This window comes from Tenacibaculum sp., assembly GCF_048269885.1.
Classification (GTDB): Bacteria; Bacteroidota; Bacteroidia; order Flavobacteriales; family Flavobacteriaceae; genus Polaribacter.
Genome location: NZ_JBLWTZ010000006.1, coordinates 162,061 through 186,026 on the forward strand (window position 1 = coordinate 162,061; position 23,966 = coordinate 186,026).

At 33.1% G+C, this 23,966-nt stretch carries 23 protein-coding genes; 11 read left to right on the forward strand and 12 right to left on the reverse strand.

Features of this window, described 5'->3' with window-relative positions; all coding sequences use genetic code 11:
- Positions 1–2 precede the first annotated feature (2 nt).
- From ACN0WY_RS06585 to ACN0WY_RS06605, 5 genes are read right to left on the reverse strand one after another with little or no spacing between them, the layout of a single operon-like run.
- Positions 3–1,271, reverse strand: a complete 1,269-nt coding sequence (locus ACN0WY_RS06585) for a YaiO family outer membrane beta-barrel protein (protein WP_417799874.1) — start codon at positions 1,269–1,271, stop codon at positions 3–5.
- Positions 1,268–3,682, reverse strand: coding sequence for a sulfatase-like hydrolase/transferase (locus ACN0WY_RS06590; RefSeq protein WP_417799875.1), 2,415 nt, complete (start codon positions 3,680–3,682; stop codon positions 1,268–1,270). Before ACN0WY_RS06590 ends, ACN0WY_RS06585 begins: the two co-directional genes overlap by 4 nt.
- Entirely contained in the window at positions 3,679–5,115 is a 1,437-nt protein-coding gene (locus ACN0WY_RS06595) for a glycosyltransferase (RefSeq protein ID WP_330488673.1), read from the reverse strand. Before ACN0WY_RS06595 ends, ACN0WY_RS06590 begins: the two co-directional genes overlap by 4 nt.
- A 14-nt stretch (positions 5,116–5,129) precedes the next feature.
- Positions 5,130–6,236 carry a hypothetical protein gene (locus tag ACN0WY_RS06600; protein ID WP_417799876.1) on the reverse strand — a complete coding sequence of 369 codons (1,107 nt, stop codon included), beginning with the start codon at positions 6,234–6,236 and terminating at the stop codon, positions 5,130–5,132.
- Positions 6,237–6,259: 23 nt separating this feature from the next.
- Positions 6,260–6,628 (reverse strand): response regulator, encoded by a 369-nt coding sequence (locus ACN0WY_RS06605; RefSeq protein WP_330488675.1) that lies wholly within the window; start codon positions 6,626–6,628, stop codon positions 6,260–6,262.
- Between the two features lie 133 nt (positions 6,629–6,761).
- Between ACN0WY_RS06605 and ACN0WY_RS06610 the strand changes: the two genes are divergently transcribed.
- Genes ACN0WY_RS06610 through ACN0WY_RS06620 form a run of 3 tightly spaced genes read left to right on the forward strand, consistent with a single transcriptional unit; the run spans position 6,762 to position 9,538 of the window.
- A complete protein-coding gene (locus ACN0WY_RS06610) occupies positions 6,762–7,142 on the forward strand; it encodes a hypothetical protein (protein ID WP_330488676.1) in 381 nt (126 codons plus the stop codon).
- A gap of 24 nt (positions 7,143–7,166) precedes the next feature.
- On the forward strand, positions 7,167–9,113 hold the full coding sequence (locus tag ACN0WY_RS06615; protein ID WP_417799877.1) for a sensor histidine kinase: 1,947 nt from the start codon (positions 7,167–7,169) through the stop codon (positions 9,111–9,113).
- A 2-nt stretch (positions 9,114–9,115) separates the two neighbouring features.
- Positions 9,116–9,538, forward strand: coding sequence for a response regulator (locus ACN0WY_RS06620; RefSeq protein ID WP_330488678.1), 423 nt, complete (start codon positions 9,116–9,118; stop codon positions 9,536–9,538).
- 74 nt (positions 9,539–9,612) lie between these two features.
- On the opposite strand, the gene ACN0WY_RS06625 is transcribed toward ACN0WY_RS06620, so the two are convergent.
- From ACN0WY_RS06625 to ACN0WY_RS06635, 3 genes are all read right to left on the reverse strand, one after another.
- Positions 9,613–9,870, reverse strand: a complete 258-nt coding sequence (locus ACN0WY_RS06625; RefSeq protein WP_028892839.1) for a DUF6952 family protein — start codon at positions 9,868–9,870, stop codon at positions 9,613–9,615.
- 2 nt (positions 9,871–9,872) lie between these two features.
- Positions 9,873–10,181 carry a thioredoxin family protein gene (locus tag ACN0WY_RS06630; protein ID WP_330488679.1) on the reverse strand — a complete coding sequence of 103 codons (309 nt, stop codon included), beginning with the start codon at positions 10,179–10,181 and terminating at the stop codon, positions 9,873–9,875.
- Positions 10,182–10,271: 90 nt separating this feature from the next.
- Entirely contained in the window at positions 10,272–10,913 is a 642-nt protein-coding gene (locus ACN0WY_RS06635; protein WP_330488680.1) for a peroxiredoxin, read from the reverse strand.
- Between the two features lie 287 nt (positions 10,914–11,200).
- On the opposite strand from ACN0WY_RS06635, the gene katG reads away from it, so the two are divergent.
- The 4 genes from katG (at position 11,201) to ACN0WY_RS06655 (ending at position 14,526) form a co-directional block, all read left to right on the forward strand.
- The gene (gene katG / locus ACN0WY_RS06640; protein ID WP_417799878.1) at positions 11,201–13,399 is read left to right on the forward strand and encodes a catalase/peroxidase HPI; all 2,199 of its coding nucleotides are present in this window, start codon (positions 11,201–11,203) and stop codon (positions 13,397–13,399) included.
- A 218-nt stretch (positions 13,400–13,617) separates the two neighbouring features.
- Positions 13,618–13,977 carry a YtxH domain-containing protein gene (locus ACN0WY_RS06645; protein ID WP_330488682.1) on the forward strand — a complete coding sequence of 120 codons (360 nt, stop codon included), beginning with the start codon at positions 13,618–13,620 and terminating at the stop codon, positions 13,975–13,977.
- Positions 13,977–14,339, forward strand: a complete 363-nt coding sequence (locus ACN0WY_RS06650; protein ID WP_330488683.1) for a hypothetical protein — start codon at positions 13,977–13,979, stop codon at positions 14,337–14,339. Before ACN0WY_RS06645 ends, ACN0WY_RS06650 begins: the two co-directional genes overlap by 1 nt.
- Positions 14,320–14,526: a hypothetical protein gene (locus tag ACN0WY_RS06655; RefSeq protein WP_330488684.1), complete on the forward strand. Its 207-nt coding sequence runs from the start codon at positions 14,320–14,322 to the stop codon at positions 14,524–14,526. Before ACN0WY_RS06650 ends, ACN0WY_RS06655 begins: the two co-directional genes overlap by 20 nt.
- Positions 14,527–14,576: 50 nt before the next feature.
- Here the strand turns inward: ACN0WY_RS06655 and ACN0WY_RS06660 are convergent, their stop codons facing one another.
- From ACN0WY_RS06660 to ACN0WY_RS06675, 4 genes are all read right to left on the reverse strand, one after another.
- Positions 14,577–15,740, reverse strand: a complete 1,164-nt coding sequence (locus ACN0WY_RS06660; protein ID WP_330488685.1) for a sigma-54 dependent transcriptional regulator — start codon at positions 15,738–15,740, stop codon at positions 14,577–14,579.
- 192 nt (positions 15,741–15,932) lie between these two features.
- On the reverse strand, positions 15,933–16,874 hold the full coding sequence (locus tag ACN0WY_RS06665) for a mechanosensitive ion channel family protein (protein WP_330488686.1): 942 nt from the start codon (positions 16,872–16,874) through the stop codon (positions 15,933–15,935).
- 98 nt (positions 16,875–16,972) lie between these two features.
- The gene (locus ACN0WY_RS06670; RefSeq protein WP_330488687.1) at positions 16,973–18,295 is read right to left on the reverse strand and encodes an ABC transporter permease; all 1,323 of its coding nucleotides are present in this window, start codon (positions 18,293–18,295) and stop codon (positions 16,973–16,975) included.
- Positions 18,296–18,298: 3 nt separating this feature from the next.
- The gene (locus ACN0WY_RS06675; RefSeq protein ID WP_073184572.1) at positions 18,299–19,228 is read right to left on the reverse strand and encodes an ABC transporter ATP-binding protein; all 930 of its coding nucleotides are present in this window, start codon (positions 19,226–19,228) and stop codon (positions 18,299–18,301) included.
- 190 nt (positions 19,229–19,418) lie between these two features.
- On the opposite strand from ACN0WY_RS06675, the gene ACN0WY_RS06680 reads away from it, so the two are divergent.
- From ACN0WY_RS06680 to ACN0WY_RS06695, 4 genes are all read left to right on the forward strand, one after another.
- Complete coding sequence (locus ACN0WY_RS06680; protein ID WP_417799879.1) at positions 19,419–19,880, forward strand: MarR family winged helix-turn-helix transcriptional regulator; 462 nt, start codon at positions 19,419–19,421, stop codon at positions 19,878–19,880.
- A 17-nt stretch (positions 19,881–19,897) separates the two neighbouring features.
- Positions 19,898–22,303, forward strand: a complete 2,406-nt coding sequence (locus tag ACN0WY_RS06685) for a 3-hydroxyacyl-CoA dehydrogenase NAD-binding domain-containing protein (RefSeq protein ID WP_417799880.1) — start codon at positions 19,898–19,900, stop codon at positions 22,301–22,303.
- 68 nt (positions 22,304–22,371) lie between these two features.
- Positions 22,372–23,562 (forward strand): acetyl-CoA C-acyltransferase, encoded by a 1,191-nt coding sequence (locus ACN0WY_RS06690; RefSeq protein ID WP_408028136.1) that lies wholly within the window; start codon positions 22,372–22,374, stop codon positions 23,560–23,562.
- A 33-nt stretch (positions 23,563–23,595) separates the two neighbouring features.
- Positions 23,596–23,952 carry a four helix bundle protein gene (locus ACN0WY_RS06695; protein ID WP_073184577.1) on the forward strand — a complete coding sequence of 119 codons (357 nt, stop codon included), beginning with the start codon at positions 23,596–23,598 and terminating at the stop codon, positions 23,950–23,952.
- Positions 23,953–23,966: the final 14 nt, after the last annotated feature.

The following is a 23,966-nucleotide window of genomic DNA, read 5'->3' on the forward strand; positions in this document are numbered from 1 at the left end:
TCCTATCTAAACCGTAAATCGTAAGATATTCCCAAAGTGTATAACAAAAAGTATGCTCCTCTCTCAAAGCTTTTTTCTTCACGCAAAATATTTACCGAGGCTCTCCAGGCATGCTTTTTATTGGAAGAGGTAAATGCATATTCTCCACTTATTTTTTGTGTTTTTAAATCAAAAACTACCGTTTGCTCTGTATTTACTGGAAACCTATCTATTTCAGGTGAAAATCCCATTCCAACAGCTATTCCAAAATAATTATCAGCATCACTATAATACCTACGATACGCTAGCGTAACTGATTTACTTGTACCGTTATCGTTAGGAGTAAAATAAGGTCGTAACGACCAATAACTATTCCCTGTATACCAGCCTATGGATCCTGTGTAAATAGTTGTTGTTTCAGAAAATTTTAACCCTCTAAAACCTAAAGAAACTTCTAAGCCAAGTGGTAACGACTTATACAGTTCTGCTCCATAACGCACCTTAGGAAATAAACTAGAGTTTGAAAAGCCTGCACTCACGTATGCGTATAAACCGTCTGTTATTCTTGGGTATAAATCTACTTCATACTGTAGGTTATCAGACTCAAAACGCCTTGAGTAATTTATTTTAGCAATTACACTCCCATATTTTGTTTGTCTTGTGTAATTAAGCGTACTGTAGTGTGATGCATCTCGTTCATTCTTATGATACAAAACGGTTGAATAACTCAACCCTACACTATTAAAACGCAATGTATTGGTTAAACTTTTTTTGTACGAAATTGCCTTAGAATTGTTAGGAGCCATGCTAATTATTTTATCTAGCGTTATTAATGCTTCCTTTGGGTTCTGTAATTTTTCTTCTGACTTTGCCTTTAGATACAGTAAATCTGTATCGTCTGAAAAATATGACAATGCCTTTTTTACTAAATCGTTTGCTTTATAAGGTAACGAGGCATACAGTTCATTTTTAATAGCCGCTATCCAATCATTTTTTCTTTTAGGATCTTTTTCCAACACATATTCAAACTCTTTTCTAGCTTCTTTATAATTTCCATCCCAAGAATAAGTACTTGCTAAAAATGAACGTATATCTAAATAATTTGGATACTTTGTTAAAATAAATCGCAACGTATCTTGTGCCTTTTTTCGTTGCTGATTAAAAGCCATTGCTCTTGCCTTTTCAAAAGCGGTGTCTGGATTACCTTGAAATACTTTCTGTTGTGAAAAAACAGTACAAACAAGTAACATTAACAGTATACTAAGCTTATATTTTATGCTGTTTAACATCATTCTTTTAATATTTTTTCTAGTGCTACATACTCTTTATTATCTGGATACAAGGTTAAAAGACTATCTATAATTTTTAAGGCCTCCCTTTTTTGTTGTAATCGTTGATATGCCTTTGCCAGTTTAAAGCTTATCTCTGGATTTTTAATTTCATTTACATAAGCTTCTTGAGCAACAACTATACTTTTTGTTTCTTTACCTGACCACCAATACAGATCTAACAAGGCTATATAAGCATCATCGTAAAATGGATGTCTTTCAACTGCATTTAACAACAGCTTTTCTGCTTCTTTATAGTTTCCATCCCAAGACAATGTTCTGCCTTTTAAAATTCTTGCATCTGCATGATTTGGCATGTTGTTTAATATAAAATCGCAAAGTAATCTTGCAGCTACCCTATCTCCGTCAAAAGCTTTTGATCTTGCTATCAAAAACACCTCATCAAATGTTTTCCCTTCTGTTACTTCTCTTATTATTTTTTGCTCTCCTTCTGTAAATTGAATTTTATCCTGCTTTCTTTCATAAAGAACATCTGGATAAATTTTATCCTGCTCTGTTACATATTTATTAATTGCTTTAAACGCTTCAAAAGATTTTTTTACCTTACTCAATATTTTATCGTTGTTAATTGGATGTGTTTCAAAAGTGTGATCTATCTTATACAACTCTCCATCAGAAAACAAATATTCACCATAAATAAAATCTTTCAAACCTCCTTTATAACGCATTAATCCTATGTGATGAATATTTCTAAAACTCTTTGTAGTGTCTAAGCCTATTCCTAACCAAGCAGTTTGTTTCAGTGGTTCAAACGTATAATTATTCGTTAAAAAGGAATAAATACTTGGCGCAACATCTAAATGAGAAGAAACAGATTTAAAACGCTGTGCTTTTTTTAACATGGGACTGTATATTAACAACGGAACGTGAAATCTACACAACTTGTCTTTTTGTTCTATTGGAATTAGCCTATGATCTCCTGTAATCACAAAAATTGTATTATCAAAATCTTCTCTTTCTTTATAACTCTCCATAAAGTTTTTTAGAGAATGATCGCTGTAAAGTAGCGTTGCATATATTTCTTTTTTGTTTGCTATTTCTTTTTTAGGAACTTCAAATGTTCGTGAGGTTTTTAAAATACTATCTACCTTCTTTTTGTAGGTTTCTTTCTCTGGAAACACAAAAGGTTCGTGATTGCTAAGCGTTGCTATCACATCTAACCTAGGCTGCTTTTTATTTTTTAAAGTACTTACAACTTTTTTAAACATTTCTGCATCTGGGTATCCCCAAGAAAAACCATCAACTCCACCTGTTTTTACATATGACGGTCCATATTTATTTTCATCAACAATAAAATCAACGCTATTATATTCTAAAAAGTTAATGATTTTATCAAAGCTAGATTGGGTTCCTGTATAATACGAAGTTGTATACCCGTTTGCTTTTAATATATTAAATAGCGATAGGTGTGATGGTGTTTTGGGTATTTCTAAAAAACCTGTGTCTCCAAAAGGTAACGATCCAAGTAGTGAAGGTAGCACCCCAAAGGTTCGACCGGTGTTACTAACAAAATTCTCCCAATACAACGATTGTGTTATTAGGTTATCTATATAGGGAGTAAACCCACTGTATGAATTACCATCTACAAATTCAGTCCCTAGCCCTTCCATTACAATAACGACTATATTGGGCTTTTTCAATGTTCTATTAAAAAAAGGCCCTAATACATCTTTTGTTTCTTCTGATGATTTTAAAAGTGGGTACTCATTTGCTTCTTCAGGCTGATAATTGTGTGTTTGTAGTTTATCCAATTTAAACTTTAAAATATCAACTGCTAAAAAACTAATTTTAGTTTGATACACAGTTTCGTTGAATTCTGAATTAAAGAACTTCAATGGCAGTGCCAGTATTAGTAATCCTAAAATTGTTTTTAGAAAATGCTTTGCTGGTATTTTCTTCTTAAACAAATACACCAATACTAAAAAAAGCAATGGAATTGTTAAAATGAACAAGTAGTTTACAATAGAAAATGATTTGGACGATGCTATTGTTTTGTAAATATCAGCATAGGAGTACCCTAAAAGATCTGCTCCTAAATTTAACAAAGTAGTTGTGCTATATTTTACCAAAGAGAATTCTCCAATTACAAGAAACACTCCTAAAACTACGAGTAATATTTCGGCTATTTTTTTGTTTCCCAATCCTAATAAGCAGTATAAAGGGAACAACAATGCTCCTATTATTAAAACTGTAATTACTGCATGTAACAACTTATACAAAACAACTTTTAATATAAAAACTACTGTATCAGTTTCTTTAAAGGTTGTAATAACTTCAAACAGTCCTAACAGCCAAATCATTACTAACAAGGCTGCAAGTACTTTTAAATACGCTACTAGGCTTTTTTTCATCATAATTTATTACTCAATCCTTTTCGGGTCATTTTCCCCCATTTCAGTTTTTTATTAAAGTAGTAATCTTTATTTCCCATTAATGCTGCATATAATATTATAGGGTGTAACAGAAAAGGTTCTATAAAAGCCGATTTTATCAATTGAAACCCCACTCCCTTTTTTTTGTATTGATGAAAACTAAATTCTTCTGAAAAAATAGCTAATAACGTATATATGACAGAAGAAAAATAGGCTGCTAAAAAAAAGCCAAGTACATAACTCCAATGCACACTTTTTAAAAAAAGCAGCACCACAAAGTATATAATTCCGAGTACTTCAATTATAGGTGCTAGTCGTTCAAAAAGAAACCAGTAAGGAAAACTTAACATGCCTAATACCCTGTATTTTGGATTAAAGCCTATTACTTTGTGTGTTTTTAATGTTTCTATAGTTCCTCTCGTCCATCTATTACGCTGTGATATAAATGTTTTATAGCTTTCTGGAGCCTCGGTCCAACATAAAGGGTCTGGAATATAAGCTACTTTATATTTCTTGTTTTGTTCTTCCATATATCTCCGCATTCGAACAACAATTTCCATATCTTCTCCAACAGTTTTTGTACTATACCCACCTACTTTAATCGCTATATTTTTATCAAACATTCCAAATGCTCCTGAAATCACCAACAATCCGTTTAATTTACTCCATGCCATTCTACCCAATAAAAAAGATCGTAAGTATTCTAATATTTGCATTCTAACCAACGTAGTTTTTGGGTAATTTACATCTAGTAGCTTTCCATTTTTTATAATGCATGAGTTCGCTATTCTTATAACTCCCCCTGACGCTATAACTTCTCTATCTGTATATTCTAAAAAAGGTTTGATCATTTTTTGTAGTGAGTCTTCCATCAGCAAGCAATCTACATCAATACAAGCCACATAATCATTCTTACTAATATTTAATCCTACATTAAGCGCGTCTGCTTTTCCTCCATTTTCTTTATCAACTACAATGAGTCTTTCAAAGGCTGGATTTTTAGATTTGAAAACTCCAGCTCTTATGGGTCTTGTCTTAATACGTTCATTAATTAAATACTCTACTTTTTCTAAGTTGTAAGCGTTAATTAATTTTTCCAAACTATCATCTGTACTCCCATCATTTATTATAATTACATCGTAATTTGCATAGTGTGTAGAGAGTAACGACCTTACATTTTCTACAATATTTAAACTTTCATTATAGGCTGGTGCGATAATTGAAATCCCAGGCGCTAACCTTGATGATAATATGTCTTTGTAATTAACAAAACTATTTTTTCGCAAATAAGAAATTGTTTCTTTTCTCGAATAAACAGCCAATATTCCATAGGATACTAAAACTAAAAATGAGTATCCTAAGAATAAAAAATGAATAACAAATAATAGATAATATACAATGCTAGAGACCTCCATAACTTTCTTTTTATTTAGGGTATTTTTTCTAAGAAATCAATAAGCTTGAAATTCCCTAGCCTACTCATTTCATTTTTAACACCTAAAAATTTTGGCGTGTTTATTTGTTTTAAAATTTTCAGAGCCAGTACTTTTATTTCAAAAATATGACTGGTAATATGTTTTAAAACAAACGATTCTTCTTCTATAGCTCCCATATTTTCTAAGAGTTCAAATACTGCAATTTGCTCTTTTACGGTTAATGTTTCGTATGCGTTGATAAGCAATTCTTTTGCTTCCGTTATGTATAAATGGTTTAAAACATGAATGGTTTTTAAGCGAACCTTGCTATTTTGGTGTTGTATTAACTGAAGTAGTTCTTCTTGATTTTCTCGTAGGTTATAACCTCTTACCAAATCCAAAGCTAACAATACCACATAGCTGTTTTGAGACCTTAGCCATTTTCGAGTATCAGGCACTTCTTGTGTTTTCATCTCTTGTAAAGCACCAAGAATTCCTATTCGATCCCAAACTGAAATCGAAATTTTTAAATGATCTAAAAAATCAAGCCCTTTAAAACCAAACAAATTGATAAAATATAAGTAGGCTTGTCTTCGAACTTCTACTTTGGAGTGGTTAATACATTTAGCTACTTCTTTTTGAGCTTCTAATACTTTAAATCGTCTTAAATCTCTAATTCCTATGGCAACTACATGCCATTTACTACTCCTTAACCTTGACAAGGCATGTTTATTTAGCCCTAGCCTTCTATATAATTGATTGATAACATCAACCATACTACCAGAAACTTCTCCTTTTAAAGTAAGCAGTGTATGAACAAACACCTTTCTGTTTACACTGGTCTTTAAACTAAGTTTCAGCTCTGAAATAAGTTTTTCTTGAGTGCTATTTACATCTTCACAACCTTCACATGCATAAAGGTAGTTTACAATATGAACTTCATACTCTTTCCCTTTATTTTTAAGAAATGCTTCTTTTTTTCTTAAACGATGCCTTACTACTTTTAAAAAAAGAATAAGATTTAGTAAAACAAAAAAGAAAACTGTAGCAAGTATCCAGATTATTTTGACAACAAACGGAAGATCTTTAAAAAAAGAATCGATAAATTGAGGGGGGACCATAAATGTTGAGAGATAAGTTTATTTTACATAAGCATTCGTTTTACCCTTATCACTAACTCATTAGGCATTAATGGTTTTACCATAAAATCATTGGCACCTAAATTAAACGCTTGTGTTACCATTTCTTCCTGGCCAGAAGCCGAAAAAACAAGAATAGGGACATCCATTTTTAATACATTTCTAACATGACTGATAACTTCCAAACCAGAAAGATAATCCATCATTATATCTGTTAAAATCAAGTCTGGCTCACAAACCTCTATAAGCTCAATTGCTTTTTTTCCATCTTCAGCAACAAACAGTTTGTAGCCTTCTTTTTCTAACTTTAATTTAATTAATAACAAAAACACTGAGTTATCCTCAGCTATAACAATTTTCTTTTCCTTACTCATTAAATTATTATTTACATACTTTTTTTACTAATTTTATAAAAAAATCATACCTGATACTCAAATATAATAAAAATATGTTAATTTAACTATTTAATTATCTGTATTAAAACTGTATTTATAAAATTGTACCCCCATGTTAAAAAACAATTGCTTTCATAGTGAAATTGTTGATTTAAGCTTTCTAAACAACAACCTCTCTGATGATATTGAACTTTATACTGAAATGATTTCTGTTTTCTTAACAGAGAGCAAGGGTAAGATTGCTACTCTAGAAAAAGCAAGTGCCGAAGAAAATTTTCTTTTAATTAAAGAAGTTACTCATTTTTTAAAATCTTCATTTACTATTATGGGGCTGCAATCTAAAGACCTACTTATTGAAATTGAAGAACTAAGCTCCCAATCAAAAAACATTAAAAGAATAAAATCGCTTATAAACTCAGTGATAAACAATTACAACGAGAGTATTATTGAATACGAAAAAATGCTCTCCTGCTTTTCAAAAAACAATAATTAACCTTTTTATAGAGTCCCCCACTACATGAAATCACAAAAACTTAAATACATAAGTTACCTGTTTACTTATTTGGTATTGTTCTTTAGCGTTTTTACGATGCTCGAATGGATTCTTCATAAGCAACTTGTATTTACAATTAATGAAAATGGAGCTACAACCAAATTTAACACTGCCTTATTGTTCTTTTTATGTACAGTAAGCTTAATTATTAGTAGAAAAAAGCAAAAAACATATAGGAAGCCTTTCTTTCTCTTCACTTATACAGTATTATTTATCAGTACCTTAACTCTTATCGAATACATCTTTAGAGTAAACCTCTACATAGACAATCTATTTATAAAAGACTCCTTAACAATAGTCAACCCGGGCAGAATGTCAGAAGCTACAGCAGTATGTTTTATTTTTTTTGCCATTGGACTTACTGGATTAAAATCAACCAATAGAGTTTATATTGCTACAACTCAGCACGTGGCGCTGGTAACCTCAATAATTTCATTAATTACCATATTGTATTTTATTTTAAGATTTCCAACAGACTCTAAAATTGTTTTTTTCAAAACTATGTCTGTTCAAACAGCCATCTCTTTTGTTTTTATTTCATTTTTATTAATATTTAAGTCTTACAACATTGGATTTAAAGAAACTATTTTAGGAAACAGCGATGGTAGTAGATCTCTTCAACGATTGTTACCTTTTATCATCCTTATTCCATTTTTTTTAAGTTTTTTAATGCTTACCCTTATAAATGAAAAAATAATAGGAGCCCAATCTGGTATTATCGTATATACCTTAATTTTAATACTCTCTGGTTTTTTATACACCTATATAGTTTCTATTGGATTGAACAAATCTGACTACTTAAGAAAAGCCCTAGAGAAAAACTTAATTAATAAAAACTCAGAGTTATTACAGTTTAAAGAAGCTTTAGATAAAATAGCTATTGTTGCTATTACAGATGAGAACACTTTTATTAAATATGTAAACGATAAGTTTTGTGAAATTTCTAAGTATTCAAGAGAGGAAATTATTGGAAGTACAAATGAAATTGTTCGTTCTGATTACCATCCAGATTCTTTTTTTACAGAAGCTTGGTTAACTGTATCTTCAGGAGACCCTTGGTTTGGCGAAGTAAAAAACAGAGCTAAAGACGGTTCTTTGTACTGGACAGAAACCGCTATTGTTCCTCTAAAGAAAAAAACCAATTATATTAGAGAGTATATGGCTATTCAGCTAGACATTACCAAACGTAAAGAAGCTGAAGAGTTACTAGCTTCTAAATATGTAAAAACCTTAGAACAGAAAAATCAAGAACTTGAGCAGTTTAGTTATATTACCTCACACGATTTACAAGAACCCTTGAGAACCATTTCTTCTTTTTCTGACATTCTTTATGATGAATATCACGATAAACTAGATAACAATGCAAAACAACTGTTTCTCTTTATAAAAAAGGCGACTCGTAGAATGAGCAGTTTAATTAAAAACTTATTAGATTATTCGCGGTTAGGTCGTCAAAGAGAACTATCAAAAGTAAACTGTAACCTTCTAGTTAATGACATCATAGAAGACTTAAACAGTACGATTAAACAAAGTAAGGCAACTATAAAATTTAGCAACCTACCTATTATTAGTGCTTACCCTACTGAGCTTAGGTTGTTATTTCAAAACCTTATTAGCAATGCTATAAAATTTTCTAAAAAAGAAGTTTCTCCTTATATTTCGATTAAGGCAAAAAAGAAAGATCAAGCGTGGAAATTCTATGTAAAAGATAACGGTATCGGAATTCCTGAACAGTTTCAAGACAAAATTTTTTCAATTTTTCAACGGTTACACCCAGAAGATCAATATGAAGGTACAGGAATTGGTCTTGCCCATTGCCAAAAAATAGTAGGGATGCACGGAGGGGAAATTGGAGTTAAATCAAAATTAGGAAAAGGAAGCACCTTTTTCTTTACAATACCAAACCAATAATTATGAAAAAACTACACACTATCTTATTAATTGACGACGACCCCGCAACCAATTTTCTTCACAAATTAATTATAGAAAAAGAAAATTGCGCCGAACACGTTCTATGCAAACAAAGTGCTGAAGAAGCCCTTGTGTATTTAAAATTTAATATTGAAAACAATATTCCTCATCCAGAACTTATTTTTTTAGACATTAATATGCCTAAGATGAATGGATGGGATTTCTTGGAAGAATACAAAAAGTTTGATAAAAATAAACAAGCTAAAAAAATTGTAATCATGCTTACCACGTCTTTGGATCCTAACGATAAAGAAAAAGCCAAAGCTATTAATCAAATAAATGAATTTAGATCAAAACCATTAACTAAAGAAAAGCTACAAAGTGTTTTAACTTCCAATTTTCCTAACATATTTAGTCAAACATAACACCTTATATCATAAAAAAATCCCAGAAAATTTTTAATTTTTCTGGGATTCTTCTTAATATCAGTTTCTAAAAACTATTGGTCAATTGAACCTAATACACGTTTCATAAAATTATTTAACGCTTCTTTTTTAGGTGTTCCGTCTTTAATCATTTTATCAACTTCAATTGCTCCGTACATATTGGAAATTAATTCCCCTATTACGTCTAACTCTTCGTCTTTTAACGATGGAACTTCTGTTAAAGCCTCAAGAGTTTCAATAGTTTCTAGTACGTAATCTTGGTCGTTTTCTTCAATAAATGAAGTTAGGTGTTTAATTACTGGTAATTTCATAATTAAGCTACTTCGTTTACTAAATCTTTCAACACATCAAACTTGTTAGTTTGAGTTTGATTTACAAATTTACCATCAATAAAAGTAGCAAAAGTAGGTAAGTTACTTACATCAGCAAGTTTTCTACTCTCTGGAAATTTCTCTGCATCAGCAATAACAAAAACCATATCTTCATTTTCAGTAGATAACTTTTTAAATTTAGGTTTCATAATACGGCAGTTACCACACCATGTAGCTGAAAATTGCACTACTACTTTTTTATTCCCTGCAACAACCTCTGATAAATTGTCTTGACTCAATTCTTGTACCATAGTCTTTTGTATTATCTGTTTCGAAAGGAGCTCGTGCTCGACCCCTTCACTTATCTCACACGAACTTGTTTCCTTTCTTAAATTATATTCTTAGATCGCTGCTAAGTACTCTGCAGTAGCTTTAGCATTTGCTTGCATCGCTTCTTTACCTTCTTCCCAGTTAGCAGGACAAACCTCCCCTTTTTCTTGTACATGAGTGTACGCATCAACTAAACGTAAATATTCGTTTACGTTACGACCAACTGGCATGTGGTTGATTCCTTCGTGGAATACAGTTCCTTCTTCATCAATTAAATAGGTAGCTCTATACGTTACGTTATCTCCTTCTACCTGAACAGTTCCTGTAGCTTCATCATACGTTTCGTTAGAGATGTCTAAGATACCTAAAATAGATGACAAATTACGATTACTATCCGCTAATAATGGATATGTAACTCCTTCAATACCTCCCTTATCTTTTGATTGGCTTAACCAAGCAAAGTGTACCTCTGGAGTATCACAAGAAGCACCAATTACGATAGTATTTCTTTTTTCAAATTCTGGTAATGCAGCTTGAAAAGCGTGTAACTCTGTTGGACAAACGAAAGTAAAGTCTTTCGGATACCAAAATAACAACACTTTTTTCTTGTTTTTAACTGCCTCTTCTAATACATTTAATTTAAACGTATCACCCATTTCATTCATTGCATCTACGTTTAAACTTGGAAATTTTTTTCCTACTGCTGTAGCCATTTTATAATTGTTTATTGATTAATAATTTTTTACGAGCACAAATGTATTTCGTTTCTTACCATTTAAAGAGTGAAACTAAAAATATTTTTTTATTACATTATAAGAATTATCAATACTACTAAAACAACAAAATCAATAAACAAAATACCATTTTAAAAACCAACAACTTACAAAACAAAAAAAACAAAGAATAAGAATATATTATACCAAAATAAAAAATATAGATAAAAATTATCCATAGTTTTATCGTAAATTTGAGCTTAATCTAACCTAAAAAAAATATAAATATGAAAGATGTACACTCACACTCTTCTAGTAGCAATGGGAAGTGCCCTTTTTCTCAAGGTGCTAATACAGAAATACATGACAACGTTATGGAATGGTGGCCTAAATCATTGAATTTAGACATCCTACATCAACACGACACCAAAACTAACCCCTTAGGAGAAAGTTTCAACTACGCTGAAGAATTTAAAAAATTAGACTTAGAAGCAGTTAAAAGCGACTTAAAAGACTTAATGACCGATAGTCAAGACTGGTGGCCTGCCGACTGGGGACATTACGGCGGTTTAATGATTCGTATGGCGTGGCACGCGGCTGGTACGTATAGAGTTGCTGATGGTAGAGGTGGTAGTAATACTGGTAATCAACGTTTCGCTCCATTAAATAGCTGGCCTGATAATGGGAATTTAGACAAAGCTAGACGTTTACTATGGCCTATTAAAAAGAAGTATGGTAACAAATTATCATGGGCAGACCTTATTATTTTGGCTGGGAACATGGCTTATGAATCTATGGGATTCAAAACATTTGGTTTTGCTGGAGGACGCGAAGATATTTGGCATCCTGAAAAAGATATTTATTGGGGGACTGAAAAAGAATGGCTAGCCCCTACAAAAAACAGGTACGATAGCGATAAAGATCGTGAATCTCTTGAAAACCCACTTGCCGCAGTTCAAATGGGGTTGATTTATGTAAACCCTGAAGGAGTAGACGGAAAACCAGATCCGTTAAGAACCGCACAAGATGTCAGAGAAACTTTTAAGCGAATGGCAATGAACGATGAAGAAACCGTTGCGTTAACAGCTGGTGGACACACCGTAGGAAAAGCTCACGGTAATGGTGATGCCGATGCCTTGGGACAAAGCCCTGAAGGAGCAGAAATTCAAGATCAAGGTTTTGGTTGGATGAATCCAAAAGGAAACGGGAATGCTGCAGATACAGTTACTAGTGGTTTAGAAGGTGCTTGGACAACTACACCCGACAGATGGAATCATACCTATTTTCATTTATTATTAAATCATGAATGGGAGTTAAAAAAGAGTCCAGCCGGTGCATGGCAATGGGAGCCTGTTAGTATGGAAGAAGCAGACAAACCTGTAGATGCCCACAACCCAAATATCAAAAGAAATCCCATCATGACTGATGCGGATATGGCAATGAAAATGGATCCTGAATACAGAAAAATATCTGAAAAGTTCTACAAAGATCCATCCTATTTTGCTGATACTTTTGCGCGTGCTTGGTTTAAATTAACACACCGTGATTTAGGACCCAACACACGTTATTTAGGTATTGATGCCCCATCAGAAACACTTATCTGGCAAGACCCTGTTCCTACCGTTGATTATACTTTAACCGACACTGAAGTTGAAGAACTAAAAGAAAAGCTATTGAATAGTGGACTTACACGTACTGAACTTATAAATACTGCTTGGGATAGTGCTAGAACTTTTAGAGGTTCTGACTTTAGAGGTGGTGCTAATGGTGCCCGTATTCGTTTAGCTCCTCAAAAAGACTGGGAAGGAAACGAACCAACAAGATTGAAAAAAGTATTAGATAAACTCGCTGAAATTCAATTAGGGTTAAGCAAGAAAGTAAGCATTGCTGATTTGATTGTTTTAGGAGGTAGTGCTGCTGTTGAAAAAGCCGCTGAAGAAGGTGGTGTTAACATTAAAGTTCCTTTTACTCCTGGAAGAGGAGATGCCACAGCTGAAATGACAGACGCTGAATCTTTTGATGTTTTAGAGCCTTTACACGACGGGTACAGAAACTGGCAAAAGAAAGATTATGTAGTAAAACCTGAAGAGTTATTATTAGATAGAACACAGCTTATGGGCTTAACCGCTCCTGAAATGACTGTTTTAGTTGGAGGAATGCGTGTATTAGGAACTAACCATGGAAATACCAAACATGGTGTATTTACAGATAATGAAGGTGTATTGAGTAATGACTTCTTTGTAAACCTTACTGATATGCAATACTCTTGGAAGCCTACTGGACAAAACTTATACAATATTGTTGACCGAAAAACTGGAAATACTAAATGGACAGCGACTAGAGCTGATTTAATTTTTGGTTCAAATTCAATTTTACGTTCCTATGCTGAAGTGTACGCACAAGACGACAACAAAGAAAAGTTTGTGAAAGATTTTGTAGCTGCTTGGACTAAAGTAATGAATGCTGACAGGTATGATTTAGCATAATTTACAGTTAATGAACATATTGAAAGCTAGATTCTTATTAGAGAATCTAGCTTTTTATTTTTATGTTTCAATTACTACTCACAAAATACTCACCCTTTCTTTTTTCTAAGCTACTAACAGTAATTGAGTTAATATTTAAATTTATTGAGCTAAAACACCTCCTAGTCTCGAAGTATCTTTGTTACAGAAACGATTTAATAATTTAAAATAAACATATTATGAGTAACGATAAAAGTATTTTTGGTTTATTAGTAGGAGTGGCTGTTGGAGCAGGATTGGGTGTGTTATTCGCCCCTGATAAAGGAAGTAAAACACGACAAAAAATTGCAGATGGTGCAGCTTCTGCAAGAGACACAATAGCTTCAGAAGCAACACATCTTAAAGAAGAAGTAGCGCATCGAGCTGAGAACCTAAAAAACAGTGTTTCTGAATCACTTAGTAACAGTTCTAGTACTTTAGAAGAAAAATTAGATACTATTTTTACGGATGCTAGTTACAAGGCTGATGATGTAATTTCTCAATTAGAAAAAAAACTAAAAGTGTTAAAAGCCAAAAACAAAAAATTACAAACTAAATAATGTCTGTTTTCAAATCACTACATACCAATTCTGAAAAAGCAGTTGAAAAGTGTGAAGAGTATATTAAAAACTCTGAAAAATACTATAAATTAAAAATTTTTCAAGTGCTAACTTCTTCACTAAGCTTAATTTTTAATTTTGCCATTATAGGTATCTTTCTACTTATTGCTTTTGTTTTTTTAGCGGTTACACTTTCAGCTACCCTTGGTAGTTATTTAAACAACGTAGTTTTAGGGTACTTACTTGTAGCCTTGTTATTTATGGTGCTTGCAATAATAGCTTATAGTTTAAGAACTACCGTTGAAAATTTTGTAATTAAGAATTTATCTAAAAAATATTTTGATGATGAGCAAGTCTTATAACAGCAATAAAGAAATAACTAGAGAATTAAGGTTGTTAAAACTTAAACGAGATATTTCTCTGGAAGAAATAAAACTTGTAAAAGAGCAATTTAAAGAAGACCTGTCTTTTGGCAACTGGTTTAAAACGGTATTTGAAGCAGTAGGAAAAATAGGAGCATATCGTTTGGCAAAAAAAATTATAAAATAACATAAAAAAAGACCTGAGTTCAGTGAACTCAGGTCTTTTTTTACTCTTGTTTATTTACTAGCAAATAGCTGTACATCATTTTTTGAAACTTCTTTTTCTCCTAAAATGAGTAAACGTTCAACTACATTTCGCAACTCTCTAATATTTCCTGTCCAATCATACTCTTGTAATAATTTAATTGCATCTTTAGAAAACCCTTTCTTAGGCATTCCTTGTTCTTCAGAAATTTTCTTAGCAAAGAAATCTACTAATAACGGAATATCTTCTCTTCTATCATTCAATGCAGGAACCTTAATTAAAATCACTGCCAAACGATGGTATAAATCTTCACGGAAACGTCCTTCTTCTATTTCTGTTTTTAAATCTTTGTTCGTTGCTGCAACTACACGTACATTTACTTTTATATCTTTATCTGACCCTACACGTTGAATACGATTTTCTTGTAATGCACGCAATACCTTTGCTTGTGCCGACAAACTCATATCACCAATTTCATCTAAGAAAATAGTCCCGCCATTTGCCGCCTCAAACTTCCCTGCTCTATCTTTGTTAGCGCCTGTAAAACTCCCTTTTACATGTCCAAATAACTCACTTTCTATTAATTCTGATGGAATAGCTGCACAATTCACCTCAATCATTGAAGCTTTAGAACGTTCAGATTTTTCGTGTAGCCAATGTGCTACCAATTCTTTTCCTGTTCCATTAGGCCCGGTAATTAAAACTCTAGCATCGGTAGCGGATACTTTCTCAATCATATCTTTAATATGAGTAATGGCATCACTTTCTCCAATCATTTCATAATTCTTACTCACCTTCTTTTTCAAACGCTTATTTTCTACTACCAACTCCTTTTTATCTAAAGCATTTCTTACGGTATTCAATAAACGGTTTAAATCTGGTGGTTTTGAAATATAATCAAAGGCTCCTAAACGCATAGTATTTACTGCGGTATCTAAATCACCATGACCAGAAATCATCACCATTGGTATTTCAGGTTTTAACTTTCTGGCTTTTTCCAATACCTCAACACCGTCCATTTTTGGCATTTTAATATCGCATAAAACCAAATCGTAATCTGTTTTCTTTATCATTTCAATTCCTTCCAAACCATCTTCAGCTTCTTCAACTTCGTAGGAATCATTTTCTTCAGAAATAATTTTTTTTAATACTCTGCGAATTGCAGCCTCATCTTCAATTATTAATATTTTACTCATATTTTAGACTTTTAGATGCAAGACCAAAAGAAAAAAGACTGATTTAATGAGTTCTTAAAACCAGAAATCATTTTTTAAGCTCACCTATTTCGTTTTCTACATCTATTAACGTTACTTTATTAACACACTCTTTACAACAAGAAAGAACTATTGGTGATTACAATTCAAAAAGCAAGCCAAATGTTTTTTACCTTAATTATTTAGTTCTTCTTTAGAGTTTCCTTGCTCTTTACTTTCAATTTCTTTCTGATTGTTTTGGAGTACCTCTTTTTTAGGAGATTCAAAACGTATCCCTTTAGCATCCACAATATGTATATCTCTTTGAGGGAACGGAATACTGATATTATGCTCTCTAAACAGTTCGTCTATTTTAAATCGTATATCGCTTTTAGGTATTGCTGCCTGAAAACTATCATTTAATGTAAAAATCAATTTAAAGTTTAACGAACTATCTCCAAAATTTTCAAAGAGCACTAAAGGAGCTGGATGCTGATACACTTTTGGGTGTTCACTAGCCGCTTGCGTCAATAGTTTTTTAACCAAAGCCACATCACTACCATATGCAACCCCAACGGTTACACTTTCTCTAGTTGTAGTACCATTCTGTGTCCAATTGTATAAACTATTTGATAAATACTTATGATTAGGAATAACCAATACTTTATTATCAATTGTTACGGCTCTGGTAGTTCTTAACTTTATTTCTTCTACTCTACCAACTTTGTCATCTAGCTCTATAATATCACCTACATGAACACTTTTATCAAGGATAATAAAAATTCCAGATATTATATCTTGAAAAAAAGTTTGCAAAGCCAAACCAATACCTATTAATAAGGCAGAAGATGCTACTAAGATGGCGCTTAAATTAACTCCTGCTGAGCTTAACGCTATTGAAAAAACAACGACGTAAACCAACCAACTAGTAAAAGAGAAAATAGTATCAAACTTATTCTTGTCTTCTTGTTCTAATTTACTTTTTGCTAGTTTTTTTAAGTACTTCAGTAAAATTTTCACAAGAATTAAACCAAGTATTAAGAACAAAACTGTTTTTATAGTAAAGTCTACCTCTTTCCCTCCTACAGGAATTCTAAGATTTAGAAAATCGGTTATTTCTTTTATTATTTCTTTCATCTGTTAGTTCTTTTTTAATGATCAGATACGATTTACTATCTAAACATTTTCGAGTATTACTACGAGTTAAATACTATCATTTATTCCATAGATGATAATTACCCATTGTAACGAATCCACTTCCATAAATCTTTGTAAGTTGCCTTTTTACCGTACATTAAAATACCTACTCGATAAATTTTTGCTGCAATCCATACAATCACTATAAAAGTAAGAATTAATAGCAACATAGAAAGCGCTATTTCCCACCAAGCAACTCCAAACGGAATTCTCATTAACATCACTATTGGAGATGTAAAAGGTATATAAGAGAATACAACCGATACTGGTCCGTGAGGATCATTAATTACTGTTGCAAACCCTACATATACTGCTAAAATTAACGGTAACATAATAGGCATCATAAATTGTTGCGTATCCGTTTCATTATCTACCGCTGCACCTACAGCTGCAAACAACGAACTATATAGCATGTATCCTCCTAAGAAATAGAAAATGAATAAGAAGAACATTTTTACTAAAGGCAACCTAAAAATTTCTTGCACAATCATTTCTCCTTTATTGGTTGCAGTTTGCTGAATAGCTTCCATTTGTTCTGGTGATACTTTTGCTGACTGCATTTCCATCATATCAACTCCAAAGAATGAAGAAGCTACTAGACTGAACACTAAAAATAAAATCCCCCAAATAAAGAATTGTAATAATCCAGCTGATGCATTTCCTATAATCTTTCCTAACATTAATTGAAAAGGTTTTACAGAAGAAACGATTACCTCTATAATTCTACTTGTTTTTTCTTCAATAACACTACGCATTACCGATGTTCCGTAAATCATCACAAACATCATTAGCAAATATCCTGCGATAGCTCCTACACCTATTTTTAATCCGTTGATTAATTTTGAAGATTTTTCACCAGAAAAATTCAACATTTTTATTTCTGAAGCTATTTTCGATTCTTCAATATGTGCAATATCAATTCCGAAGCTGGTTAATTTTTTATGACGTAACTCCTTATCTATTTTATCCTCTAAACTTTCCATGACAGACATACTTGGTGAATCTTTCGAGAAAAACTCAATCGATTTTGCCAATACCTCTAAACTATCTTGTTTCGGAATGTATAAAGCCCCGTAATAATCACCATCTTCTACCTTCTTTTTAGAATCTTCTATTCCTAAAGCGGTAAAATCCTCGTACTTTACTGTTTTTGAATCTTTAAAAATATCTTTAGAGAACATTCCCGACTCATCAACATATACTATTTTCTTAACCTTCTCATCATTCTTTTTCATTAAGAAAAATACCAAAGCTCCCATACCAATCATTAACAGTGGACTTAAGAAAGTCATGACGATAAACGACTTATTTCTAACCTTAGCTATAAATTCGCGTTCTATAATTAATCGTAATCTTTTCATTGCTTAACTGTTTTTATGGATTGCTTGAATAAAAATATCATTGGCACTTGGCACTAACTCGACAAAATGTTGTACTTGCCCTTGAGTTGTTAAATACGATAACAAATCGTTTGGAGAACTTCCGTTGGTCAATTTTACATTCAGTTTTAATCCTTCGTTTAACAGTTTGAAATCTGCCGGTAAGACCTCGAAGTTTTCTTTAAGCTTTTGCTCTACTTCTTTTGAATTAGACGTTGCTAATCCAACCTGAAACGTATTTGTTCTAAACTCCTTTTTAATATCTTCTAGCTTACCATCTAAAATTTTATTCGACTTATTAATCAACGCTATATAATCACACATCTCCTCAACAGACTCCATTCTATGGGTAGAAAAAATGATGGTAGCTCCTTCATCACGCAACTGTAATATTTCTTTTGCTATTAGTTGGGCATTGATAGGATCGAACCCAGAAAAAGGCTCATCAAAAATTAATAATTTAGGCTGATGTAGTACCGTTACTATAAACTGCACCTTCTGCGCCATTCCTTTAGATAACTCTTCAATCTTTTTATTCCACCAAGCCCCTATATCAAATTTATCAAACCAATATTTCAATCGCTTTTTAGCTTCCGATTTACTCAACCCTTTTAATTGAGCAAGGTACAATGCTTGCTCTCCTACCTTCATACTTTTATACAACCCTCTTTCTTCTGGTAAATACCCTATATGTTCTATATGATTTGGAGCTAACTTTTCTCCATCTAATATAATTTCACCGGCATCAGGCATTGTTATTTGGTTGATAATTCTAATAAGCGAGGTTTTCCCTGCTCCATTAGGTCCTAACAAACCAAAAACACTTCCTTTAGGAATGTGCATCGACACATTATTTAACGCAGTATAATCGCCATAACGTTTTACTACATTGTTAATTTCTAATAAATTGTTCATAGATTTTATAGTTGATTAATTGCCGTTTATTTAAAAACAGCAGTGACAAACTTACATATTTTTATACTCAATTAGTATACGCTTCGCTCTAAACGTTACAAGATTAATTTTTTGTTAATTTTATTATGCATGCATAACTTTTTTACAAAATACTATGCATGCATAATAAAATTTTATATATTTGGCATCCATGGACAAGGATAAATCAATAGATCACCAATTAAGAGCCACGTGGCAAGCCGTTGCAAAAATGTACAACGAGCAAGCTGCAAAGCACGATAGCACAATGGCCACGGCTTTTGCTTTATTGAATATCGATTCTGAAAACGGCACCCCTTCAACTGCATTGGGTCCGTTAATGGGAATGGAACCTACAAGTCTTTCTCGTTTATTAAAAACTATGGAAGATAAGGGAGTTATATGTCGCGAGAAAAATCCTAATGATGGTAGAAGCGTTATTTTAAAACTTACCGGATACGGTAAAGAAATGCGAGAAGTTTCAAAAGGACACGTATACCAATTCAATAATAAGGTAAGAGAACATATTACTGAAGAAGAATTAGATAGCTTCTTTAAAGTAACAACAACAATAAACAAACTAATTACAGATAAGTTAATATACGAAGATGATATTGACAATAAAGCTGTATAAAACAAACCAACAAACAAATGGCAAGAAGAATTAAAAAAGTAGCAATTATCGGTTCTGGTATCATGGGATCAGGTATTGCATGTCATTTTGCTAACATTGGCGTGGAAGTATTGCTTTTGGACATCGTTCCAAGAGAACTTAACGACAAAGAAAAAGCAAAAGGACTCACCTTAGAAGACAAAGTAGTTCGTAACCGTTTGGTAAATGATGCTTTGGCTGCTTCGTTAAAGTCGAAACCATCACCTATCTACAATCAAAAATTTGCAGATAGAATTACTACTGGAAATCTTGAGGACGATTTACACAAAGTAAAAGATGTAGATTGGATTATGGAGGTAGTTGTTGAGCGCTTAGACATTAAACAAAGTGTTTTTGAGCAAGTTGAAAAATACCGTACGCCTGGTACTATTATTTCTACCAACACTTCAGGGATTCCTATTAAGTTTATGAACGAAGGACGTAGTGAAGATTTTCGTAAGCACTTTGCGGTAACGCACTTTTTTAACCCTCCTCGTTATTTAAAATTATTTGAAGTTGTTCCAGGACCTGATTGTAAACAAGAAGTTACAGACTTCTTAATGGATTATGGTTCTAAATTCTTAGGAAAAACTTCAGTATTAGCAAAAGATACACCAGCATTTATTGGTAACCGTATCGGTATCTTCGGAATCCAATCGTTATTCCACCAAGTAAAAGAATTAGGCTTAACTATTGAAGAGGTTGATAAATTAACTGGTCCAGTTATTGGACGTCCTAAATCGGCTACTTTCCGTACTGTTGATGTTGTTGGATTAGATACTTTAGTGCATGTTGCTAACGGAATCTACGAAAACTGTCCTAACGACGAAGCTCACGATTTATTTAAGTTGCCAGATTTCATCAACACAATGATGGAAAACAAGTGGTTAGGAAACAAAACCAAGCAAGGTTTTTACAAAAAAACAACCAATGCTGAAGGAAAGCGTGAAATTTTAGCCTTAGATTTAGATACGATGGAATACCGTCCGTCTAAAAAAGCAAAATTTGCTACCTTAGAATTAACAAAGACAATCGATAAGCCAATTGACCGATTTAAAGTATTAGTTGGCGGAAAAGATAAAGCGGGAGAATTCTACCGTAAGAACTTCGCAGCAATGTTTGCCTATGTTCAAAATAGAATTCCAGAAATTTCTGACGAATTATACAGAATTGACGATGCCATGAAAGCTGGTTTCGGATGGGAAAATGGTCCTTTCGAAATTTGGGATGCTGTAGGAGTTGAAAAGGGTATCGAATTAATGAAAGCTGAAGGGGCAGAACCTGCCTTGTGGATAAAAGAGATGTTGGCTAGTGGTCAAACCTCTTTCTATACAGTTAAAGACGGTGCAACATATTACTACGATGTACCTGCAAAAGCACAAGTTAAAAAACCAGGACAAGATTCATTTATCATCTTAGATAACATTCGTAAAACTACTGAGGTATTCAAAAACTCTGGAGTTGTAATTGAAGATTTAGGAGACGGAATCCTAAACTGTGAATTCCAATCTAAAATGAATACCATTGGTGGTGATGTGTTAGCTGGATTAAACAAAGCAGTTGATTTAGCTGAAAAAGACTTCCAAGGATTAGTAATTGGTAACCAAGCTGCAAACTTCTCAGTAGGTGCCAACATCGGAATGATTTTTATGATGGCTGTTGAGCAAGAGTACGACGAATTAAACATGGCGATCAAGTATTTCCAAGATACCATGATGCGTATGCGTTACTCTGCAATTCCTACGATTGCTGCTCCTCACGGAATGGCGTTAGGTGGTGGATGTGAATTATCATTACACGCTGATAAAGTAGTTGCTGCTGCTGAAACTTACATCGGATTGGTAGAGTTTGGAGTTGGAGTAATTCCTGGTGGTGGTGGATCAAAAGAAATGGCGTTAAGAGCTCAAGACTTATTCCACACGGGTGATGTTCAATTAAACGTATTACAAGAGCACTTCTTAACTATTGGTATGGCTAAAGTGGCAACTTCAGCTTATGAAGCATACGACTTAAACTTACTACAAAAAGGAAAAGATGTTGTGGTGGTAAATAAAGACCGTCAAATTGCAGAAGCTAAAAAGCACGCTGTGTTATTAGCAGAAGCAGGTTATACACAACCAGTAAAACGTAAAGATGTTTTAGTATTAGGTAAGCAAGCCTTAGGAATGTTCTTAGTAGGAACAGACTCTATGGAAGCTTCTAAATATATTTCTGAACACGATCAGAAAATTGCAAACAAACTAGCCTATGTAATGGCTGGAGGAGATTTATCAGAACCAACAAAAGTTACTGAGCAGTATTTATTAGACCTTGAACGTGAAGCTTTCTTAAGTTTAACTACTGAAAGAAAAACGTTAGAGCGTATTCAGCATATGTTAAAAACTGGTAAACCTTTACGTAATTAAAATTACTATGCTATTAGCCTCTAGCTGTTAGCCAATAGCTAAAAGCCAATAGCCAAAAGCAAGAAAATATGAAAACAGCATATATAGTAAAAGGATATAGAACCGCCGTAGGGAAATCTAAAAAAGGTGTGTTCAGATTTAAAAGAGCTGACGAATTAGCTGCTGAGACCATCAAATATATGATGGGTAAGTTGCCAGAATTCGATGTAAAGCGTATCGACGATGTTATTGTTGGTAACGCGATGCCAGAAGGTTCTCAAGGATTAAACATGGCAAGGATTATTTCGTTAATCGGATTAGATTCTGTCGATGTTCCTGGAGTTACCGTAAACCGTTTCTGTTCATCAGGATTAGAAACTATTGGTATGGCAGTAGCAAAAATTCAATCTGGAATGGCAGAGTGTATTATTGCTGGTGGAGCAGAAAGCATGAGTTCTGTACCAATGACAGGTTTTAAACCAGAATTAAACTACGATATCGTAAATGCAGGTCACGAAGATTACTATTGGGGAATGGGGAATACTGCTGAAGCAGTAGCGCAACAATACAATGTATCTCGTGCAGATCAAGATCAATTTGCATACGAATCGCATATGAAAGCTTTAAAAGCATTAGATAGCGATCGTTTCCAAGATCAAATAGCTCCAATTGATGTGGAAGAAACTTACATTGATGGAAACGGAAAACGTGCAACAAGAAATTACACCGTTACTAAAGACGAAGGTCCACGTCGTGGAACCAGCGTAGAAGCCTTAGCAAGATTACGTCCAGTATTTGCTGCTAATGGTTCTGTTACTGCTGGGAACTCATCACAAACAAGTGATGGAGCTGCCTTTGTTATGGTAATGAGTGAAGATATGGTAAAAGAGCTAGGTATTCAACCAGAAGCTCGTTTAGTAAGTTATGCAGCAGCAGGAGTACCACCTCGTATTATGGGAATTGGTCCTGTAGCCGCTATTCCAAAAGCATTAAAACAAGCAGGTTTACAACAAAGTGATATTGAATTAATTGAGCTAAATGAAGCGTTTGCTTCACAATCGTTAGCAGTTATTCGCGAATTAGGATTAAATCCGGATATCGTTAACGTAAATGGTGGAGCAATTGCTTTAGGTCACCCATTAGGATGTACTGGTGGTAAACTATCTGTTCAGTTATTTGATGAAATGCGTAAGCGTAACATGAATAACAAATACGGAATGGTAACCATGTGTGTAGGTACTGGTCAAGGTGCTGCTGGTATTTTTGAATTCCTAAATTAAGAAACAAGACTATTAGAATCAAGAAACAAGACGATGCACAATTTCAAAAAATTAAAAATTTGGACTGAAAGCATGAATTTAGTTTCTGATTCTTATAAATTAACTAGAACCTTTCCAGACTTTGAAAAGTTTGGCTTGGTTTCTCAGATGAATAGATGTGCTGTTTCTATTCCTTCTAACATAGCTGAGGGTTCAAGTAAAAGCACTAACAAACATTTTAATAAATATTTAGAAGATAGCTTAGGTTCTTCATTTGAATGGGAAACACAATTAATTATTGCTTTTAATGAAAGCTACCTATCTGAAGAAAAGTTTAAAGAATTAGAACAAAAAATTAAGTCAATACAAAAAATGATTTCAAGTTTCCAATCTGGTCTGAATAAGTCTTGACTCTTGGCTCTTGA

Bases quoted from the DNA above. Each gene is read 5' to 3' on its own strand.
- ACN0WY_RS06585 (WP_417799874.1), bottom strand. From the start codon at position 1,271: ATGATGTTAAACAGCATAAAATATAAGCTTAGTATACTGTTAATGTTA.
- ACN0WY_RS06675 (WP_073184572.1), bottom strand. From the start codon at position 19,228: ATGAACAATTTATTAGAAATTAACAATGTAGTAAAACGTTATGGCGAT.
- ACN0WY_RS06615 (WP_417799877.1), top strand. From the start codon at position 7,167: ATGAAATCACAAAAACTTAAATACATAAGTTACCTGTTTACTTATTTG.
- ACN0WY_RS06680 (WP_417799879.1), top strand. From the start codon at position 19,419: ATGGACAAGGATAAATCAATAGATCACCAATTAAGAGCCACGTGGCAA.
- ACN0WY_RS06635 (WP_330488680.1), bottom strand. From the start codon at position 10,913: ATGGCTACAGCAGTAGGAAAAAAATTTCCAAGTTTAAACGTAGATGCA.
- ACN0WY_RS06695 (WP_073184577.1), top strand. From the start codon at position 23,596: ATGCACAATTTCAAAAAATTAAAAATTTGGACTGAAAGCATGAATTTA.
- ACN0WY_RS06650 (WP_330488683.1), top strand. From the start codon at position 13,977: ATGTCTGTTTTCAAATCACTACATACCAATTCTGAAAAAGCAGTTGAA.
- ACN0WY_RS06660 (WP_330488685.1), bottom strand. From the start codon at position 15,740: ATGAGTAAAATATTAATAATTGAAGATGAGGCTGCAATTCGCAGAGTA.
- ACN0WY_RS06665 (WP_330488686.1), bottom strand. From the start codon at position 16,874: ATGAAAGAAATAATAAAAGAAATAACCGATTTTCTAAATCTTAGAATT.
- ACN0WY_RS06670 (WP_330488687.1), bottom strand. From the start codon at position 18,295: ATGAAAAGATTACGATTAATTATAGAACGCGAATTTATAGCTAAGGTT.
- ACN0WY_RS06625 (WP_028892839.1), bottom strand. From the start codon at position 9,870: ATGAAATTACCAGTAATTAAACACCTAACTTCATTTATTGAAGAAAAC.
- ACN0WY_RS06655 (WP_330488684.1), top strand. From the start codon at position 14,320: ATGATGAGCAAGTCTTATAACAGCAATAAAGAAATAACTAGAGAATTA.
- ACN0WY_RS06610 (WP_330488676.1), top strand. From the start codon at position 6,762: ATGTTAAAAAACAATTGCTTTCATAGTGAAATTGTTGATTTAAGCTTT.
- ACN0WY_RS06600 (WP_417799876.1), bottom strand. From the start codon at position 6,236: ATGGTCCCCCCTCAATTTATCGATTCTTTTTTTAAAGATCTTCCGTTT.
- ACN0WY_RS06620 (WP_330488678.1), top strand. From the start codon at position 9,116: ATGAAAAAACTACACACTATCTTATTAATTGACGACGACCCCGCAACC.
- ACN0WY_RS06605 (WP_330488675.1), bottom strand. From the start codon at position 6,628: ATGAGTAAGGAAAAGAAAATTGTTATAGCTGAGGATAACTCAGTGTTT.
- ACN0WY_RS06630 (WP_330488679.1), bottom strand. From the start codon at position 10,181: ATGGTACAAGAATTGAGTCAAGACAATTTATCAGAGGTTGTTGCAGGG.
- ACN0WY_RS06590 (WP_417799875.1), bottom strand. From the start codon at position 3,682: ATGATGAAAAAAAGCCTAGTAGCGTATTTAAAAGTACTTGCAGCCTTG.
- katG (WP_417799878.1), top strand. From the start codon at position 11,201: ATGAAAGATGTACACTCACACTCTTCTAGTAGCAATGGGAAGTGCCCT.
- ACN0WY_RS06595 (WP_330488673.1), bottom strand. From the start codon at position 5,115: ATGGAGGTCTCTAGCATTGTATATTATCTATTATTTGTTATTCATTTT.
- ACN0WY_RS06690 (WP_408028136.1), top strand. From the start codon at position 22,372: ATGAAAACAGCATATATAGTAAAAGGATATAGAACCGCCGTAGGGAAA.
- ACN0WY_RS06685 (WP_417799880.1), top strand. From the start codon at position 19,898: ATGGCAAGAAGAATTAAAAAAGTAGCAATTATCGGTTCTGGTATCATG.
- ACN0WY_RS06645 (WP_330488682.1), top strand. From the start codon at position 13,618: ATGAGTAACGATAAAAGTATTTTTGGTTTATTAGTAGGAGTGGCTGTT.